Raw genomic sequence first — 18677 nt, forward strand, 5'->3', positions numbered from 1 at the left:
TCACCCCCCCACCCACACCGGGGCCGATCTTCTCGGGGGGGCCCTCGGGGGGGGGGGCGCCCGGGGTGCTTCTGTTGGGGTGGGGGGGGGGGGGCCCCGGGGGCCCCGCCCCCCCCCTCCCCGTCGGTGGTTCCTCAGCGCACGGCGTACGCGTTGTACACCGTGGTCGTCGAGGTGTCGCCGTGGGTGTCGGTGACCGTCGAGCGCAGGCCGACCCGGCCGCCGGAGCCCGGGTTGTGGACGGCGACGGTCCACTTGCCGCCGGACAGCTTCGCGGCGGTCGCGTTCCAGTGGGCGCCGTTGTCGGTGGTGTACCAGGCCCGGACGGACTTCACACCGTCCGACAGCTGACGGATCGTGCCGTCACCCGTGCCGAGGCGCTGCATGCCCAGGTCGACGGTCGTGGTCGACCCGGCGGCCGCCTGGTTCCTGCCGTTCAGCGCCTCGGGCCAGAACCGGGTGAGGTAGTTCCGGATCTGCTGGTTCTTGCCCGCGTCCGCGTAGAAGTGCAGGGAGAGGCTGGCGGAGGTCGACAGCGAGCCGGCCGGCAGGCCGCCGCGGTGGCCGGTCTCCGTGAGCGTGTACCAGCCCGACCCGGGGATCCGCGGATGCGGGTCGAGCTGCGTCGAGGGGCTGTACGTGTGCGAGTAGAGCGTCTTGCCCGCGTGGGTCAGCTTCAGGGTGCCGGAGGCGAGGACGCCGCCGCCCGTGAGCTTGGGGTCCATGAACAGGTTGTCGTCGCCGAAGTACAGCTGGTGGTACCAGGTGTACGGCAGCCGCCCGCCGGGGCCCCAGACCGCGTGGCCCAGGGACAGCGAGGTCGTCTTCCCGGCCGCGTACGTGCGGGACCCGCTGTAGATGTAGTCGTGGCTCTGCTGGCTCACGTACCACTGGCCGGCCGGGACGTGGACGCCGAAGGAGTCGGGCAGCTCACGCTGGAAGTCCAGGATGTTCGTGGACCAGGAGCAGCTGCCGGCGCCCTTCGGCTCGCCGTGGAACGAGAAGTCCGCGTCTCCGCTGTCGGGGCCGGAATGCGCGGACACCTTGAGGGTGGTCAGCCCGGACCTCGTGAGTTTCGCGGACACCCCGGACGGCACACCGCGGCTGTGCGTGCCGGAGGCCAGCCAGAAGTCGCCGCCGCTCGTCGACCGCGGCTGGTAGACGGTGCCGTAGGACAGCTCGTACGCGGTGCTGGTGTTCGGGATGGCGTAGAGGTCGCCCGCCGGTGCCGAGATGCTCATCTCGGCGGGGCTGTCGTCGGTGGTGCAGACGGCCGCGCTGACCGTGTGGTCGTATCCGCTGCCCGGGCCGGGACTGAGCGAGACGCTGACCGCACGCCCCTTCCGGCCGTCGAACGTGGTCGTCGTGGCCCCGGAGACCCGCACGCTGTGGCCGCCGACGACGGCGTCCTCGTTGTCGCCGCCGACGAAGGACGTGGCGAGCTCGTAACTGCCGTTGGGCAGCGACGTCTTCTTGTTGCCCTCGATGTAACGGAAGTCGTTCGTCCTGGTGTTGTACACCGCCACCTGTGCGTAGACCGGCTTGCCGCTGCGGTCCAGCGTCTTGACGGTGAGCGATCCGGTCGCGGCCGACGCGGTCGAAGCGCCTGCCAGGAAGAGCGGCACGAGGACGGTGACGACACCCGCGGCCGCTGTGATTCGCCGCATCAGACCCCCCATAGGTACGCGACAAAAGCGAGTCACCTTAGCCCACCGGCAACACCCGTCCCGGCACCGCCCCCTGTCATGTTCACCACGTGACAGCGGGGCGCGGCACACTGAGGGCATGCGGATCGCGATGGCGTTGATGGTGCTGATGCTCGTGCTCGGGTCGGTCTCCGCCGTCGGGCACGCCCGGAAGGGCCGGTGGGCGAAGGCCGCCGAGGTCTTCCTGCCGGTTCTCGGCGGAAACCTGGTGCTGTTCGGCGGCGTCGAGCAGCACCTCCCGCCGCTCTTCTGGCTGGGCGCCCTGCTGGTCGTGACCGGCCTCGGCATCGAGGTCCTGTCCCTCTGGCGGGCCCGGACCGCGGAGCAGCGGCAGAAGACGAGCGGCTGACCCGGCCGAAGCTCAGTCCTCCGGCGGCCGCCCCTCGATCAGCCGTTCCGCGATGTCGTCCGCCCAGGTCTGGGCCCAGTGGCGGAGGTCGGCGATCGCGTGGTCGTCGAGGCCGAGTACCGAGAACTCCCGGTCGTCGATCCAGTCCGTGCCGGTCAGGCGGGACTGGAGGTCGGTGAGGTCGAAGGTGTCGCGGGCATGGCGGCGGCCCAGGTCCTCCAGGTCGGGGAGGGTCCAGCGGTCCGCGGCGGCGTGCACGACGAGGAGGTCGCGGGGCAGGCCGCGGTCGGTCAGGGCCCAGACCCGCATGCCGACCACGTCTTCGAGCGCGAGGGTCGGGCCGAGCTCCGTCCGGACCGGTGGGTGCCAGAGGGCCTCCTTGAGGAGGTCGACCTCGCCGTCCTCCTCCGCGACCGCGTCCGTCACGATGAGCTGGGCGGAGAGGGGATCCGTCTCACGGGCGGCGACCCTCCAGCCACGCTCCCGGAGGCCGGCCGCGACCGTTTCGGCGATCGCCGGCAGGGGATCCGGGTGCTGCGTGGCCACCTCCACGGTCCGGCCGGGGCGGTCGAACAGGCCGTGGGCCTGGGCCGCGTAGTCACCGGTCAGCGCGAGCGGGTACGCGGCGCCGACCGACAGCAGGTCGGGCAGCAGACGGCGGTGCAGGTGGGTGACGTTCACGCGGCGGCGGCCGAGGAAGGAGCCATGGGGCGATTATCGCTGGCCGGGGGCGCACGGTGCGACGACTCCGCGCCCCGGTGGCGATCAATTCTGTTGACGTGCCGGAACCGGTATGAAGAGATGTGCGCGTCATGACCTTGGGGGGAGAGAATCCGTGTCGTACCTGGCCGTTGCCCTCGCCGGCGCCGATACGCCCGGCGAGCATCTACAACTGGCGGCCTTCACCGCGGCGGTCGCCGCCGGCGCGCTGTGGACGGGGCTCAGACAGCGTCGTACCGGACGCACCCTGACCGACGACATCTTCGTGCGGATGGGGCTCACGCAGCGACGCACCGGACGGGCCCACGGCGCCTCCACCGAGCCGATGCGCATCGGCGACTTCGCGCGCGAGCCGGAACCGCCCAGCCGCGCACGGCGAGGCCTCGGGTGTGCGTGGATGGTCTTCGGCGGGATCTTCCTCCTGCCGGCCGTGTTCAACACCGCCGCCGCGATCCGCGAACTCCTCCGCTGATCCGCGGCGGCCTCGCCGCCGACGCCCCCGCCGACACCGTCACAGGTGCCTGCGGCACACTCCGTTCATGGAGTCCACCCGGCCGTCGCCGTCCGCCTGCTGTGCGCCCTCCGCCCCCGCGCAGTTGCCGGTACGGCCTCTCCCCGCCCCCGGTGACACCGCGCCCGAGCGCACCGGCATGGTCGCGCTGCCCGGCGGTGAGTTCCTGATGGGCGCCGAGGACGCCGACGGCTTTCCCGCGGACGGGGAGGGGCCGGTGCGGACCGTGCGCGTGGCGCCGTTCCGGATCGACGCCTGTGCCGTGAGCAACGACGAGTACGCCGCGTTCGTCGCCGACACCGGCTACGTCACCGACGCCGAACGGCTGGGCTGGTCGTACGTCTTCGCCGGGTTCCTGCCCGCCGCGCTGCGCCGGGGTGCGCCCCGGCCGCCGGAGACGCCCTGGTGGTGTGCGGTCGCGGGGGCCGCCTGGCACGAGCCGGCCGGACCGGGCAGCGGGCTGGAGGGGCTCGGCCGGCATCCCGTCGTGCACGTCTCCTGGTACGACGCCGCCGCCTACGCCTCCTGGGCCGGCAAGCGGCTGCCCACCGAGGCCGAGTGGGAGTACGCGGCCCGGGGCGGTCTGGAGCAGGCCCGCTTCCCGTGGGGGGACGAGCTGGACCCGGACGGGGAGTACCGGTGCAACATCTGGCGCGGGACCTTCCCGACCCGGAACACCGCCGCCGACGGGTACCGCGGGACCGCGCCCGTCGACGCCTTCGCGCCCAACGGGTACGGCCTGTACAACACCTCCGGCAACGTGTGGGAGTGGTGCGCCGACTGGTGGACCACCGAGCACGGCCGCACCGCGGAGACCGGCGGCGCCCGCGTCATCCGCGGCGGCTCCCACCTCTGCCACGCCTCCTACTGCAACCGCTACCGGGTCGCCGCGCGCACCGCCAACACCCCCGACAGCTCCACCGGTCACACCGGCTTCCGCTGCGTGCGCGACGCGGAGTGAGCCTGCGGGCCCGTGGTCACTGGCCGACGGGACCGATGAAGCTGCCCGGGTGGGTGGCGCCGTCCTGGAGCACCACGGCACCGCCGTGCCAGGGCAGGTCGTAGGAGGTGCGCTGGTTCGGCGCGGTGATGACGACGGTGGTCGGCGTGAAGTCGGCGGAGTCGCCCTGTGCCGGCACCAGGAAGGTGATCGGGAAGCTGGTGGAGGCGCCGTTCGCCAGGGTGACCCGCTTCGGGGTGGCGTTCGTCCGCGGGAGCGACCACTTCTGACCGCTGTTGACCAGGTCGACGCCCGGGAAGCCGTACATCGTGCAGGAGTGGCCGCTCTTGTTGGTGAGCGCCACGACCGCGTGCTTCTGCTGCCCGGTGCCGCTGCCGGAGTCGGCCCACGAGTAGCCGAGCTGGGCGGCCTGGCAGGCGGGCACCGAACCGGTGGCGGAGGAGCCGCCGGAGGAGGAACCGCCGGAGGAGCTGCCCCCGGAGGCGGACGAGCCGCCGGACGTCGACGAGCCCGAGGTGCTCCCGCTGCTGCCGGTGCCGGAACCGCTGCCGCTGCCGGAGCCGCCGGTCGAGCCGTTCGCCGTCGTGGAGTCGCCGGCGGCCGGGGCCGCCGTACCGCCGTCGGCGCTGACGGAGCCGCTCGCGGTGCCGTTGCAGGCGGTCAGCAGGGCCAGCAGCGCGGCGGCGCCGGTCACGGCGACAGCGGTCCTGCGGACGTTCGTGCGGCGGTTGCGAAGCTTCGACATGGGTTTCTCCCCCAGCGGCGGTGTCCTCCCGGCTCTCTGCCGGACACCCCTTTCGATGCGGGCCCGGGAAGGGAAGTTCGGAGATCGCCGTCACGGGCCCGTCGTGGTCGTGTCACTCCCGCTGTTACAAAGGCGGTCGACGGAGGCGGCCGCTCACGCCATCCAGAAGAAGACCGCCGTCATCCGCTTCTCCTCCAGCGTCTTCCCGGTGTAACCGGTCGCGCTGTGCACGAGGTTGGCGTTGTAGAGGAGCAGCCGGTTGTACTTGTGCGGGACGCGGACGTCCTCCTCGAAGTGGTCGCCCGGCACGAACCGGGTCCCGAGGGCGTCGACGAGGTTGTTGTGCGGGGCCTGCACGATGTTGCCGCCGAGCCGGCCGCCGGGCAGCGACTGGCGGTAGAACGCGGTGCCGCAGTCCTTGGCCACCCCGGGGTTGAGGTACAGCACCGCCGCGTACCGGCACAGCGCCCGTGAGTCGGTGTGCGGGCGCGGCTCGCTCTCGCCCTCGCCGACCACCTGGACGCAGTTGTGGTTGAGGGTGCCGCCGCCGGGCGCCTGCTGCACCCACAGCTTCCCGGCGCCGGTCGCCTTCTTCACCAGCTCTTCCACGACGGCGAGTTCGGCGGGTTCCAGACCGGGCATGGTGCGCAGTCCGGGCCAGGTCTCCGAGGTGTACGGGTATCCCTGGACCCAGTCGTCCTTGGCCAGGCACCGCTCCCGTACGGCGTCCACGTCCGGCAGGACGTCGTCGAACACCCAGTAGTCGCGGCCCTTGGTGGGCTTGCGGTAGGGCAGCACGGGCAGGGCGGCGGGCGCGGCGGTTCCCCGCGGGGCCGCTCCGTTGGGCAGCCGGGGGACGCGGGGGACTCGGGGGGATGAGTGTGGGGGCATGCGGCGAAGCCTGCCCCCGGCTTTGTCATGACCACTCCTAGCAGGGAAAACCATCACCTTCTCCTGGCCAAGACATGGGAAGTCGGCGCTCCGGGCAGGGCCAGGCCTCACAAGTTCTTTGCCAAATCAAAAGGTTCCCGGCGCTTTCGCGTCCGTACTCCTCTGCGAACCGACCCCGCCCTGCGCGGGACCCTCGACCGGGCAGGAGGCACCGGTGCGCTTTTCGCGGAATGCGACGGGAACGCTGTTTGTTGGCGGAGCCCTGAGCTTCACCCTCGCGGCACTCGCCTACCCGAGCATGCTGGGTCTGAACACCGTGTCCAGCGACCCGACACGCGTGATCGCCAACACCCAGTGGGGGCCCCTCACCGAGGGCGACCGGGACTTCGTGGTGAAGGTGCGGGCGGCCGGCCTCTGGGAGTACCCGGTGGGCCAGCTCGGCGTGAAAAAGGGCCAGTCCCAGGCCGTGATCACGGCCAGCCAGCACCTGATCGACGGGCACTCGGCCCTGGACACCACCGACCGCAAGGTCGCCCAGATGCTCAACATCACCATCCCGAACCTGGCGAGCCCGCAGCAGCAGGGGTTCGTGAGCACGCTGACCGCGGACACCGGCAAGAAGTTCGACACCGACTTCGCCAACATCCTGCGCGTGACGCACGGTTCGATCTTCAACACGGTGGCGAAGATCCGGTCCACCACCGAGAACACGCTGGTGCGGGCCCTCGCCGACCAGGCCAACGACACGGTCCTCGACCACATCACGGTGATGGAGAAGACCGGTCTGGTCGACTTCCCGTCGGTGCTCTTCCAGGAGACGACCCCGCCGAAGCTGCCCGCCTCGGACCTGACCCCGCCGCCCCCGGTGGCCGGTGAGCAGCAGGTGGTCCTCACTCCGCCGCCGAACGCCACCTCGACCCCGGTGGACCTCGACGGCCTCACCGGGGCGAGCACCGGGACGGGTACCGGGACCGGGACAGGAACCGGCACAGGAACCGGGACCGGGACCGGGACCGGGACGAACACCCAGACCAACGCGGTGAACGTGACGCCGGGCGCCACCCCCACCGCCGGCTGACACGTCAGGCGCCCAGCCACACCGTGGTGTCGGGCGGCAGCGTGCCGTCATGCGGCAACGGCACGCTCGCCAACAGCACTTCGCCCGGCGGCAGCGCCACCGGCGCGTCCGACACGTTCGTGACGCACCGCCAGCCCTCCGTCCGGGCGAAGTGCAGCACACCAGTCGGCGCCTCCATCCAGGTCAGCGTCTCGCCGTCGAGGAGCTTGCGGCGCAGCCGCAGGGCGGTGCGGTAGAGCTCCAGGGTGGAGCCCGCACTGCCGGCCTGCGCCGCGACGGCGTACGACGCGAACCACTCCGGCTGCGGCAACCAGGCCCCGCCGGACCCGAAGCCGTACGACGGACCGTCCGTCGTCCACGGCAGCGGCACCCGGCAGCCGTCGCGGCCCTTGCGGGCGTGGCCCGTCTGTTCCCAGATGGGGTCCTGGAGGACGCTGACGGGCAGGTCGGCGGCCTCGGGCAGACCGAGTTCCTCGCCCTGGTACACGTACGACGACCCGGGCAGCGCGAGCATGAGGAGGGTGGCGGCGCGGGCGCGCCTCAGGCCATGGGAGACATCGACGCCCGGCGCGTGACCGCCGGACAGCAGCCAGGCGTTCTCGTCCGTGCCCGGCGGCAGCATCAGCCGGGAGGCGTGCCGTACGACGTCGTGGTTGGAGAGCACCCAGGTGGCGGAGGCGCCGGCCGCGCGGGCGGTGGCGAGGGAGCCGGTGATGACCTCGCGGAGCGCCTCGGCGTCCCAGGGGGTCTGCAGGTACTCGAAGTTGAAGGCCTGGCCGAGTTCGTCCGGGCGGGCGTACAGGGCGCGGCGGGCGTCGGGCACCCAGGCCTCGGCGACGGCGGTGCGGGGCGGGCTGTAGGTGTCGAAGATCTTGCGCCAGTCGCGGTAGATCTCGTGCACCTCGTCGCGGTCCCAGTAGGGATGGGTGCCGGGCGCGACGCGCTCCAGCGCCTCCTCCCCGGTCGGGCCGAACTCCGCGACGTCCCGCAGGGGTTCGGCGAGATCCTTCACCAGGGCGTGGGCCACGTCGACGCGGAAGCCGTCCACGCCCCGGTCGGACCAGAAGCGCAGGGTGGTGCGGAAGTCGGCGCGGACCTCCTCGTGCTCCCAGTTCAGGTCGGGCTGCTCGGGGGCGAAGAGGTGCAGGTACCAGTCGCCGTCCGGGACCCGGCGCCAGGCGCTGCCGCCGAACACCGACTGCCAGTCGGAGGGCGGGAGTTCGCCGTGCGCGCCGCGGCCGGGCCGGAAGACGTAGCGCTCCCGGGCCGCGGAGCCGGGGCCGGAGAGCAGGGCCTCCCGGAACCAGGGGTGCAGGTGCGAGGTGTGGTTGGGGACGATGTCGACGATCACCTTCAGGCCCAGCCGGTGCGCCTCGGCGGTCATCGCGTCGAAGTCGTCCAGGGTGCCCAGGCGCGGGTCGACGCCCCGGTAGTCGGCGACGTCGTAGCCGCCGTCGGCGAGCTCGGACGGGTAGAACGGGCTGAGCCAGAGGGCGTCCACGCCGAGCGCGCCCAGATGGGACAGCCGCTCGGTGATGCCCTTGAGGTCACCGAGCCCGTCGCCGTCCGCGTCGGCGAAGCTGCGCGGATACACCTGGTAGATCACGGCCTGACGCCACCAGTCGGGATTCCTGGAGGAGAGGTCGACCACGCGCGTTCCTTTCGGGCGGAGAGACACCGATCGGGCGGAGAGACACCGAGAAGAAGTCTGTCCATATTGCCGAGAAAGCGAAACTTCACACCGGCCGGAGTGGATCGTTCCCCGTGTGAGGGAGTTGTGATGGTGCCCGAACGGCCCTTGATTCAAGGCAGGTTGACAGGGTTCGGCAGGGCCAACCACCATGGGCCGCACACAGTGGCGCATGTGACCAATGGGCCCCGTGTCTCTTCGCTTTCCGCTGCCCTTCCGCCGCCCGCACGCTGCTCGTCCGCTCCTCGCGACGAGCGTCGACGGGCCGGCGAGAGATGAGCACCCCACGGATGGGATTTCCATGTCCATAGCCAGACATGTCACCGCGCGTCGCCTGCTGGGGACGGGCGTCGCTTCGTTCGCCCTGTGTGCCGCCTCCGTCGCCGGCGCGTCCGGCGCCTGGGCGAACAGCACCCCCGGCGGTGACGGCTGGAAGTCCGGCGGCCACTACAGCCCCGGCACCGGCGCCGGTACGGAGACCGGCACCGACAAGTGCCAGTTCTCGATCGACGGCTCGAACTTCTTCGACTCGGTCAAGGTCGACGACCAGAACCTGAAGGTCACCGACGACGGCAAGGTCCACGTCAAGGTCCGCGCCGCCGCCGACGCCGCCTCCTGCACCGCGTCGCTCGCCTCCTACATCGCCCACGGCTCCTCCTTCGCCACCTCGGGCCAGCAGATCTTCGTCGACTTCGACTCGGTGACGGTCAAGCAGGGCCAGACCGACTCCCTCGACATCGCGGTCCCGGACGCCGGCTGCTTCGCGCAGATCGACCTCTACCGGGGCGCGACGAAGTTCGACGGCAACAAGGACGCGAACGACGGCTTCGAGCACGGTGACCTGCCGGCCGGCCCGGACCACCCGGTCATCAAGGACAAGCTGATCGCGTCCTGGAACGGCGGCACGAAGGACTGCTCGACCAGCGAGTCGTCCTCGCCGTCCCCGTCGCCCTCGGCCTCCGAGTCGGAGTCCACCCCGGCCACCCCGCCGTCCGCGGAGACCCCGACCCCGACGGCCTCGGAGAGCTCGGCGACCGCCACGGCCTCCGCGTCTCCCTCCCCGTCCGAGTCGACGACCTCCCCGGCGTCGGCCCCGAGCACCAACTCCGGCGGTGGCGGCGACCTGGCCCACACCGGCGCCAGCTCCAGCACCGGTTACATCGCGGGCGGCGCGGCCGTGCTGCTGGCCGGCGGCGGCGCCCTCGTCATCGCGACCCGCCGCCGCAAGGCGACCCGCGCCTGATCCCTTCCGGGTTCCCATCCGGGTACGTCCGTACGCCCCGGCCGTCGCTGACGGCCGGGGCGTACGTGTGCGCAGCGTTCCGGGCGGAGCACCCGGCTCACTTGCCGGCGTACGCGTCGTACACCGTGACCGCCGACGCGTTGCCCTTCCGGTCGGTGATCCGGTACTTGAAGGACACCGCCCTGCCCTGGGCGGGGTTCGTGTAGGTGATGTGGCCGTGGGTGACGGTGAGCTTCGTCCAGTGCCCGCCGCCGTCGTAGGAGGCCCACACGGCGAGGGACCGGAGGTTCCTGCCCGCCGCCGAGCCCTGGACGGTCACCGGGACGGTGACCCTGCGGCCGGCCGGGGCGTGGCCGCTCAGGTCGGTCCGCGCGGCGATCCGCAGGGCGGAGGCCGGCAGGGCGGTCGGCCCGGAGGTCTTCTTCGAGGTGAAGGTCCAGGTGGCGTCGATGCGCGAGGAGGTCCTCGCCACGCCCGCCGAGCGCTTCACGGAGGTGGAGAGCCGGTAGGCCGCCTTCCCGGCCGGCACCTTGAACACCTCGAACCCGAACAGCGGGTCGCTGTTGCTGCCGACCTTGGTGCCGCCCCGGAAGAGGGTGGTGCGCACCGAGGAGAAGTCGGAGGAGCCGGCGTGCCCGGCGCCGTCGGAGAACAGCGGGATGTCGCCGGAGATCTCGTTGCCGTCGCGGTCCAGGCCGTAGTCGGCGGTGAGCAGCGGGGCGATGACGGCGGTGTTGAAGGTGGAGGTGTAGGTCCGGCCGCCCTGGTAGGTCCGGCCGGTGCCGGAGACGTAGTGGGCCGCGCTGACCGGGTAGCCGTACGCGTCGGGCTCGGCCGCGTACTGGTCGAAGCTCGCCGACCACGCGATGCCGCTCCCGGCGGACAGGTGCAGGGTGCGGGTGCCCGGCAGCCGTTGCGCGACCGGCTGGGTGACGCTGGTGCCGGCCGGGGTCTCCGCGAGCAGGGTGACCGCGCCGGTGCGGCCCGGCACCGAGCTGCCGAGGCGGGCCCTGACCGTGGCCAGCGCGCTCGCCGGGTAGTGCTTGGTGAGCGCCTTGAACGTGGTCGGTCCGGCGGTGGTGAAGATGTCGTACTCACTGCCCGCACCCCGCGTCCACTGCCCGGTCCAGCGCTCGGTGAGGCCCTGGACGGCCGGGCCGAGGTGGGCGACGCGCAGGCCGGCGAAGGAGGTGGTGTGGACGGAGAAGTCGGCGACCGCGTCGGCGTACTGGTAGCCGACACCGGCGTACGACGGCTTGGCGGCGCCGTCCGGAACCGTGATGTCCGAAGCCCTGGTCCGGTTCAGGTCCACGGTGACGCCGACGTCCTTGGTGACGTTCAGGACGGGCTGCGAGAGCCAGTCGATGCCGCCCTCGTCCGAGGTGAGGCTCTTCATGCTGACGGAGTCGAGGACGTACTTGCCCTTGGGCACCCGCATGGTCACCGTGTCGTCCGTGCTCTGCGAGGTGTAGTCCAGCCCCTCGCCGACGCCGGAGTAGCCGGTCAGGGTGGTGAGGTGCACCGGGGACGGTCCGGCCCGGTTCACGAACTTCAGCGTCACGTCGTACGACTGCACCTCGCGCTGCACGCCCACGGTGGTCCGGACGGTCCGGCCGCCGCCGGTCGCGACCACGTACCCGGAGCAGGCGCCGTCGACCGTGCCCACCTTGGTGTTCACGGTCACGCCGACCGAGGCCGTACCGCCCGCCGGGACGGTCACCGAGGTGGCGCCGAGGGTCAGGAATCCGGCCGGGGCCTTGCCGCCGTCGGGGTCCAGGGCCGTCGAGGTCAGCTTCAGAGTGACCGCGGCGGTACCGGTGTTGCGGTAGGTCAGCTGCCTGGTGACCGGGGTGTCGTCGGTGTGCGGCCACCGCTGGATGCCGTACGACAGCGACGGCTGCTCGGCGAACACGGTCTGCGTGATGGCCCGGTCGACCTGGATCCGCCCGGTGCCCTGCTGGTACGGCGTGTGGGCGCCCGCCTTCGCCGAACCCATCAGCACCGCCTTGAGCTGCGCGTACCCCCAGTCCGGGTGCTCCTGCTTGAGGATGGCGGCGGCGCCCGCGACGTGCGGGGTCGCCATCGACGTACCCGAGATGGTCAGGTAACCGGGCGGGTTCTCCCCTTCCTCCTTGTCGATGACGCTGCCCGGGGCCGCGGCGGCGGTGATGTCCACGCCGGGCGCGGTGACGTCCGGCTTCACGGAGCCGTCGGAGACCGGGCCGGTGGAGGAGAAGTCGGCGAGCCTGTCCTTGCCGTCGACGGCTCCGACGGAGAGCGCGTCGGCCGCGCTGGACGGCGAGTCGACGGTGCCCGCGCCGAGCTCCCCCTCGTTGCCGGCGGCGACGGCGAACAGGATGCCCTTCTCCTCGGAGAGCTTGTTCACCTCGGCCTCCAGCGGGTCGGTGCCGGGGGTGTCGGTGCCGCCCAGGCTCATGTTGACGATGTCGGCGCCCTGGTCGGCGGCCCACTCCATGCCGGCGATGATGGCGGAGTCGTCGCCGCTGCCGTCGTCGTCCATCACCTTGCCGTTGAGCAGCTTCGCGCCCGGCGCGACCCCGGTGTACCTGCCCCCTGACCCGGCGCCGGTGCCGGCCGCGATGGACGCGACGTGGGTGCCGTGCCCCTGGTGGTCGTCGGCGTCGGCGGAGACGGAGAAGTTCTTCGCCGCGATCACCTGGCCCTTGAGGTCCGGGTGGTCGGCGTCGACCCCGGTGTCCAGGACGGCGATCTTCACACCCTTGCCGGTGTAGCCGGCCTTCCAGGCCGTGGGCGCACCGATCTGCGGCCCCGACCTGTCGTCGCTGACCTCGCGGACCGCGTCCAGCCAGACGTGCGCCACCCCCGGCGCGGCCTCGTCGCCGTTCGTCACCGCGTCCCAGAGCCTGCCCGGGTCCTGCTTCGGGGCCCGGACCGCCTGCGCGTCCAGGGACCTGAGGGTGCGGCGCACGGTGGCCGCGTCCCCGACGTCGGCGCGGGCGGTCGCGGCCGTGCCCCGGTAGCCGACGATGACCTTGAGACCGTCCCGCTGGTCCGCCCGCTCCCTGTCCTTGTTCAACTCGGTGACGTCGAACAGCCGTCGGTCCAGTCTCCCGGCGGCGATCAGGGCGGCGGCGTCGGTGGGCACGACCAGGGTGTGGCCGCCGACGGTACGGGTCCGCACGGGCACGTGCTCCCGCCCCTCGGCGAGCTGCACGCCGAGGACCCCGCCCTCGGCGTCGACGGTGACCCGGTCGCCGGTGATGAGGGTGAGGGTGTGGGTGTGGGTCCCGGCCGTGAAGGACGCGGGGTGTGCGGGGTGCGCGGGGTGCGCGGTCTGCGCGGTGGCGGTCTGGGTGAGCGCCAGGCTCGCCATGGCCGTCGCGGTCGTCAGCGCCAGGCAGGCGCGTAACGGATTCCTCTTTCTCGGTCTTCTCGGCTTGCTCGGCTTGCTGGGCTTGCTGGGCTTGCTCGACATGGTTCCCCCCGGAGCGTCGTGCCGGTCCGTCTCTCGCCCACCATGAGGTGTGCCGCGGCGCGCGGGTTCCCCAACTCCTGCTCGGTTACGAACCGTTGACGATCGGGATCGGCCCGGAACACCGGAACAAAGGCGGCCCACAGCTTCGCCGTTCGCCCGCCTCACGGCATGGACCTGGCCACGCCGGCTCCGGGGGGTGGTGCTGCCGGGCCGCTTCTAACGGCCGACGGTCTCCAGGTACAGGCTGACGTACCGCTCCACATCCACGTCCAACGCCACGTCCACCAGGGCCTGTTCGCGGGCGCCGCCGTGGATCTCGGCCTCGCCGGGGCGGGGGCGGCGGTCGACGATGGTCTGGCCCCGGGTGGGCCCCGGAGCGAGGGAGACCTCGACCGGGAGGAGCCGGGTGGTCAGGCCGGCCGGATCGGCCACGGCACAGACCGCGCCCGCGTCACCGAGGCCGCCGTCCGGGTCGTCGCCGTCCGGTACGTCGCCGTCCGGGTCCGGGGCGGCGGGCCGGTGCGCGAGCAGTTCCCCGGCGAGCCGGGCCCCCGGTTCCGCGCTCGCGCGCAGCCGTCGTACCTCCGCGCCCGGCACCACCACCCGCTGGAAGACGTCCAGCCCGTACATGGTGATCGGCACACCGGCGGTGAGCAGGACGGCGGCGGCCTCGGGGTCGTGCCAGACGTTGAACTCGGCGACCGGGGTGGCGTTCCCGGTGGCGACCGCGCCGCCCATGAACACGATCCGCTCGATGTTCCGGGTCACCTCCGGGTGGGTGCGCAGCAGCAGGGCGATGTTGGTGAGGGGTGCGGTGGGGATGAGGGTGACCGGGCGGGGCGAGCCGAGGATCTCGCGGCGCAGCAGGGTGACGGCGTCGACGTCGGCGGGGCGCCGGCTCGGTGCGGGCAGCCCGAGATCCCCCATCCCGTCCGCCCCGTGCACATGCCGTGCCGACCGCGCCGCCTCGATCAACGGCCGCTCGGCGCCCCGGGCGACGGGAACGTCCCCGGCCCCGGCCTGCTCCAGCACGGTCAGGGTGTTGCGGACCACCCCGTCCACGTCGGTGTTCCCGGCGACACAGGTCACCGCCCGCAACTCCAGCCCCGGATGCCGGACGGCGAACAGCAGGGCGAGGGCGTCGTCGACACCGGTGTCACAGTCGATGATCACGGGGATGGGCTGACCGGTCACGGGGGGCTCCTTCCGTCGGCTCAGACTCTAGGCGCCCGAGGGAACTTTTCAGCGGGCGGAGTCCTTCGACCGAAGCCACGGCCACCGGCCCACGGGCCACGGGGCGCGGGCCGTGCCGATGTGCGGCTCCGCCGGGTGGGAGCGACCGGCCGCAACGGCTGCGCACCGGTCCGCCGACGCTCACCCCGCCCGCTTCACTCCCCCGCGAAGTAGTGCCCCTCCTCAAGGTCGGCGATCAGCCCCGCCTCCTTCGGCTCCCACCCCAGCAACTCCCGGGTCCGCCCACTGCGCACCAGCATGTCCCGCGACACGAACGCCCCGAAGAACCCGAAGTGCTCGGCGCGCCGGTCCTCCGGAACGCTCTGCACCGGAATCCCCAGCCGCCGCCCGATGACGTCGGCGATGTCCCGCACCGCGACCCCTTCGTCGGCCGCCGCGTGCAGCTCGGCGCCCGCCGGCGCCTTCTCCAGCGCCAGCCGGTAGAGCCGGGCGAGGTCCAGTGTGTGCACGGCGGACCACCGGTTGGAACCGTCCCCGGGGTAGCCGGAGACGCCCGTGGCCCGCGCGATCCGGATCAGCGTCGGCAGGAACCCGCCCCGGTCCCGAGCACTGTGCACGACCGGCGGAATCCCGACGAGCACCGTACGCACCCCCTGTCCGGTGAACTCGCCGAACAGCCGCACCGTGGCGATCCTCGGATTGGCGCTGTACGCCGCGCCGAGGTGCTCGTTGCCGTCGCCGTGGCCCATGCCGACTCCCAGGAAGGCCTTGCCGGTCCCGGCGAGCGCCTCGCCGAACACCTGCACCACGGTCCGGTCGGCCGCCGCCGCACCGGCCATGTCCCCGGCGGCCATCGCCGCGTGGTCGAAGGCGAGATGAACGACGGCGTCGGCGTCGACCGCGGCCGCCCGCAGGCCGTCCGGATCCGCCAGGTCGCCGCGGCGGACCTCGGCGCCCAGGGCCTTCACGGCCGCCGCGGAACTCTCGGACCGGGCGAGGCCGACGACCTCGTGCCCGGCTCGCAGCAGTTCGGGAATGACGGCGGAGCCGATGTGACCGCTCGCACCGGTGACGAAAACACGCATGACAGCACTCTCCCCAGGACGGAAGGAATGGTGATGTGACTCGGTACCGTCACCATACCCCCGTGACGGTACCGAGTCACATCACTTAGGCTGTCCCCATGGCTCGATGGGAACCGAACGCGCGACTGCGCCTCGTGCACGCCGCACTCGACCTGTTCGGCGAGCAGGGATACGACAGCACCACCGTCGCCCAGATCGCCGAGCGGGCCGGGCTGACCAAGACGACGTTCTTCCGACACTTCCCGGACAAGCGCGAGGTGCTGTTCGCGGGCCAGGAGGAGCACGGCCGGCTCCTGGCCGAGGGAGCCGCGGCCGCGCCCGGCACCGCGACCCCGCTGGAGACGGTGGCCGCCGCCCTGGACGCCCTGGCCGCCTCCTTCACCCCGGAGCAGCGCGCGTTCGGCCCCCGGCTGATGCAGGTCATCGGCAGCCACAGCGAGCTGCGGGAACGCGCCGCGTTCAAGAGCCTCAACCTCGCCACGACGCTGGCCACGGCCCTCCGCGACCGCGGCGTGCCCGACCCCACCGCGTCCCTCGCCGCCCACCTGGGCGCCCAGGCCTTCTCGGCCGCCTTCGCCCGCTGGATCACCCCGGCGAACGACCGCACCCTCCCCGACCTGACCCACCAGTCCCTGAACGAACTGCGCGAGGCGACGGCGGCCCTGACGTAGCGGCCCCGGTCACTCCCACAGCACGGTCCCGCGCCCCGCCACCCGCTCCCGGATCCGCTCCACCAGCTCCGCCACCGGCAGCTCCCCCACCCGCCGTCCGTCCCGCAGCCTTACGGCCACGACCCCCGCCGCGGCCTCCCGCGCACCGATCACCGCCAGGTACGGCACCAGCCCGGCCGCCCGCACCCGGGCCCCGAGACTCCCCTCCTCCGGCCTGGCGGCCCCGGCCCGCAGCCCGCCCTCGACCGCCGCCGCGACCAGCGCCTCCGCCCGCCCCACCTGCTCCTCTCCGACCGGCAGCACCACCAGCTGAACCGGCGCCAGCCAGGCCGGAAAGCCCCGCCGTACACCTCGACGAGATGCGCGACGCCCCGCTCGACACTCCCGATCACGCTCCGGTGCACCATCACCGGCCGATGCCGGCCGCCGTCCGCCCCGACGTACCGCAGATCGAACCGCTCCGGCTGGTGGAAGTCGATCTGCACGGTGGAGAGAGTCGACTCCCGCCCGGCGGCGCCCGCGATCTGTACGTCGATCTTCGGACCGTAGAACGCGGCCTTCCCCGCGGCCTCCTCGTACGCCACCCCGGCCCCGTCCAGCACCTCCCGCAACAGCACGGTGGGCCCGCCGCCACAACTCCGGGTCGGCCACGTACTTCCCGCTCTCACCGGGCAGCGACAACCGGTGCCGTACGGCGCTGATGCCAAGGTCGGCATAGGCGCGGGCGATCAGCGCCAGAGCCGCGCGGGCCTCCTCGACGGCTTGGTCCAGGGTGCAGAAGATGTGGGCGTCGTTGAGCTGGATGGCCCCGACCCGGGTGAGCCCACCCAATACCCCGGACAGCTCGGCGCGGTACATGGCCCCCACCTCGGCGATCCGCAACGGCAGTTCGCGATAGCTGCGCGCACGCGACCGGTAGATCAGCGCGTGACGCTGACAGAGACTGGGCCGCAGCACGACCTCCTCCGCCCCCACCCGCATGACGGGATACATGTCCTCGCGATAGTGCGTCCAGTGTCCGGAGATCTCGTACAGCTCCCGCTTGCCGAGGACGGGCGAGTACACGTGCCGGTACCCGGCCCGGCGTTCCGCGTCCCGGACGTACCCCTCCAGGATGTGCCGTACGACCGCCCCGTCGGGCAGCCGGTACGGCAGCCCGGCGCCCATCAGCGGATCGGTGTCGAACAGGCCGAGTTCACGGCCGAGCCTGCGATGGTCGTGCATGGCGGATCTCCTCCCTCGATGAGGCGAACGACCCGCGACACGACGAAGCCCCGGGGCATTCACCCCGGGGCTCAGGACTGGTCAGCTGTCAGCGCGCCGGGACGGTCTCCGACGTCGTCGTACGCAACGGACACGACTGGGCACGCTTCATGCCCACGACCGTAGCAACGGCCGGGACAGCGCACGACAGGTTTTCAAGGGCGTTCCCTTGGGCCGCCCGGACCCCACCTCTTGCAGTGTCCACCTGGGGCGGAGCGGTTATGGAACACCGGCAGACCTGCGAGCTTCTGATCTGTAGGACTGGGCAGCACCTGACGAGGAGGGTCCGCGGCTTCCCGTTGCCATCGCTCAGGAGGGCGATCATGCGCGTCGGTGTGCCGTCGTTGCCATAAGAGATGCCGTCAACTCCGCCAGTCCGTGGACGTAAGTGACGGCTTCCAAAGGAGTCGACTTATCCCAGCACAGTAGCGATGGCGAGGGCGATTCGCTCGATCCAGTCGATCGCGTCGGTAACGTCGGCGTCGGAGATGGGGCGGCGACGCTTGAGGTCGCCGTCCAGCAGGTCCGCGTCGTGGGCGATCCTGTTGCGGCGATCGGTGATCGAGTTGTGCTTCTGCTTCAGTGTCTGCGCGTTCATGGACGTACGGCCGTGGTTCCACTCGTTGAGCTGGACGGCGGCCTTGGCCCAGATGTCCTCTTCCGTCACCAGCTTCAGCGCCTCGCTGATCTTGCGAGGGTTCTGCAGTGCCGCATTGCCCCACTTTGCCTTGACATGCTCAGAGACAGCGTCGGCGAGCGTGGTGGTACCGCGCCGGACTTCCTCCACCTTTACCAGAGGAAGCTCGAACTTCGTCAGTTGGTAGGGCATCTCCGGGCTGTCCTCGCCAGCCAGCTCGGCCACGCGCCGGTACAGCTCCTCGTGGAACCAGTGGTCGATGGCACTGACGGCCTGTACCCAGGCGGCCCGGTAAAAGTCGCCGATATCGATGACCGGGGACTGGAAGGCAGCCAGGCTCTGACCCGCCAGGATCATCTTCCGGGCGTACTCGAGATTGGTCAGGAACGCCCGGAACTCGCGTGTCTGCGGTTGTGCGGCCGACATAGAACTCCCCCGTCTCGCTGGTCTAGGAACTCAGGATTCCGGCGGGACGG

The 18677-nt window shown here is 71.9% G+C and carries 15 protein-coding genes and 1 pseudogene; 6 read left to right on the top strand and 10 right to left on the bottom strand.

Annotated elements, in window-relative coordinates:
* Window positions 1-134: 134 nt before the first annotated feature.
* Window positions 135-1667, bottom strand: coding sequence for a hypothetical protein (locus ACFWPQ_RS46455; protein ID WP_384049667.1), 1533 nt, complete (start codon window positions 1665-1667; stop codon window positions 135-137).
* Window positions 1668-1785: 118 nt separating this feature from the next.
* Between ACFWPQ_RS46455 and ACFWPQ_RS46460 the strand changes: the two genes are divergently transcribed.
* Complete coding sequence (locus tag ACFWPQ_RS46460; RefSeq protein WP_384049670.1) at window positions 1786-2055, top strand: hypothetical protein; 270 nt, start codon at window positions 1786-1788, stop codon at window positions 2053-2055.
* A 12-nt stretch (window positions 2056-2067) separates the two neighbouring features.
* Here the strand turns inward: ACFWPQ_RS46460 and ACFWPQ_RS46465 are convergent, their stop codons facing one another.
* On the bottom strand, window positions 2068-2736 hold the full coding sequence (locus ACFWPQ_RS46465; protein ID WP_384049673.1) for a hypothetical protein: 669 nt from the start codon (window positions 2734-2736) through the stop codon (window positions 2068-2070).
* 154 nt (window positions 2737-2890) lie between these two features.
* On the opposite strand from ACFWPQ_RS46465, the gene ACFWPQ_RS46470 reads away from it, so the two are divergent.
* Together ACFWPQ_RS46470 and ACFWPQ_RS46475 are read left to right on the top strand one after the other, a co-directional pair.
* Entirely contained in the window at window positions 2891-3247 is a 357-nt protein-coding gene (locus tag ACFWPQ_RS46470) for a hypothetical protein (protein WP_384049676.1), read from the top strand.
* Window positions 3248-3314: 67 nt separating this feature from the next.
* Window positions 3315-4247, top strand: coding sequence for a formylglycine-generating enzyme family protein (locus ACFWPQ_RS46475; protein ID WP_384049680.1), 933 nt, complete (start codon window positions 3315-3317; stop codon window positions 4245-4247).
* 16 nt (window positions 4248-4263) lie between these two features.
* Here the strand turns inward: ACFWPQ_RS46475 and ACFWPQ_RS46480 are convergent, their stop codons facing one another.
* Window positions 4264-4992 carry a DUF4232 domain-containing protein gene (locus ACFWPQ_RS46480; RefSeq protein WP_384049683.1) on the bottom strand — a complete coding sequence of 243 codons (729 nt, stop codon included), beginning with the start codon at window positions 4990-4992 and terminating at the stop codon, window positions 4264-4266.
* 153 nt (window positions 4993-5145) lie between these two features.
* Window positions 5146-5790, bottom strand: a complete 645-nt coding sequence (locus ACFWPQ_RS46485; RefSeq protein ID WP_361285804.1) for a DUF6445 family protein — start codon at window positions 5788-5790, stop codon at window positions 5146-5148.
* A gap of 391 nt (window positions 5791-6181) precedes the next feature.
* Between ACFWPQ_RS46485 and ACFWPQ_RS46490 the strand changes: the two genes are divergently transcribed.
* Window positions 6182-6961, top strand: coding sequence for a DUF4142 domain-containing protein (locus tag ACFWPQ_RS46490; RefSeq protein WP_384049686.1), 780 nt, complete (start codon window positions 6182-6184; stop codon window positions 6959-6961).
* A 4-nt stretch (window positions 6962-6965) separates the two neighbouring features.
* Here the strand turns inward: ACFWPQ_RS46490 and ACFWPQ_RS46495 are convergent, their stop codons facing one another.
* Window positions 6966-8612, bottom strand: coding sequence for an alpha-amylase family glycosyl hydrolase (locus tag ACFWPQ_RS46495; RefSeq protein ID WP_384049689.1), 1647 nt, complete (start codon window positions 8610-8612; stop codon window positions 6966-6968).
* Window positions 8613-8952: 340 nt separating this feature from the next.
* Between ACFWPQ_RS46495 and ACFWPQ_RS46500 the strand changes: the two genes are divergently transcribed.
* A complete protein-coding gene (locus tag ACFWPQ_RS46500; RefSeq protein WP_384049692.1) occupies window positions 8953-9894 on the top strand; it encodes an LAETG motif-containing sortase-dependent surface protein in 942 nt (313 codons plus the stop codon).
* Between the two features lie 97 nt (window positions 9895-9991).
* Here ACFWPQ_RS46500 and ACFWPQ_RS46505 read toward each other — a convergent pair whose 3' ends face one another.
* The 3 genes from ACFWPQ_RS46505 to ACFWPQ_RS46515 form a co-directional block, all read right to left on the bottom strand.
* Window positions 9992-13351: a S8 family serine peptidase gene (locus tag ACFWPQ_RS46505; RefSeq protein ID WP_384049695.1), complete on the bottom strand. Its 3360-nt coding sequence runs from the start codon at window positions 13349-13351 to the stop codon at window positions 9992-9994.
* 216 nt (window positions 13352-13567) lie between these two features.
* The gene (locus tag ACFWPQ_RS46510) at window positions 13568-14545 is read right to left on the bottom strand and encodes a nucleoside hydrolase (RefSeq protein WP_384049698.1); all 978 of its coding nucleotides are present in this window, start codon (window positions 14543-14545) and stop codon (window positions 13568-13570) included.
* A 194-nt stretch (window positions 14546-14739) separates the two neighbouring features.
* The gene (locus ACFWPQ_RS46515; protein ID WP_384049700.1) at window positions 14740-15630 is read right to left on the bottom strand and encodes an SDR family oxidoreductase; all 891 of its coding nucleotides are present in this window, start codon (window positions 15628-15630) and stop codon (window positions 14740-14742) included.
* A gap of 98 nt (window positions 15631-15728) precedes the next feature.
* Between ACFWPQ_RS46515 and ACFWPQ_RS46520 the strand changes: the two genes are divergently transcribed.
* Complete coding sequence (locus ACFWPQ_RS46520) at window positions 15729-16301, top strand: TetR/AcrR family transcriptional regulator (protein WP_384049702.1); 573 nt, start codon at window positions 15729-15731, stop codon at window positions 16299-16301.
* Window positions 16302-16310: 9 nt separating this feature from the next.
* Here the strand turns inward: ACFWPQ_RS46520 and thrS are convergent.
* Together thrS and ACFWPQ_RS46530 are read right to left on the bottom strand one after the other, a co-directional pair.
* Window positions 16311-17525, bottom strand: a pseudogene (gene thrS, locus ACFWPQ_RS46525) (threonine--tRNA ligase).
* Window positions 17526-17976: 451 nt separating this feature from the next.
* Window positions 17977-18627, bottom strand: coding sequence for a hypothetical protein (locus ACFWPQ_RS46530; RefSeq protein ID WP_384049704.1), 651 nt, complete (start codon window positions 18625-18627; stop codon window positions 17977-17979).
* Between the last annotated feature and the right edge of the window lie 50 nt (window positions 18628-18677).

This window comes from Streptomyces sp. NPDC058464, assembly GCF_042721035.1.
Taxonomy (GTDB): Bacteria; Actinomycetota; Actinomycetes; order Streptomycetales; family Streptomycetaceae; genus Streptomyces.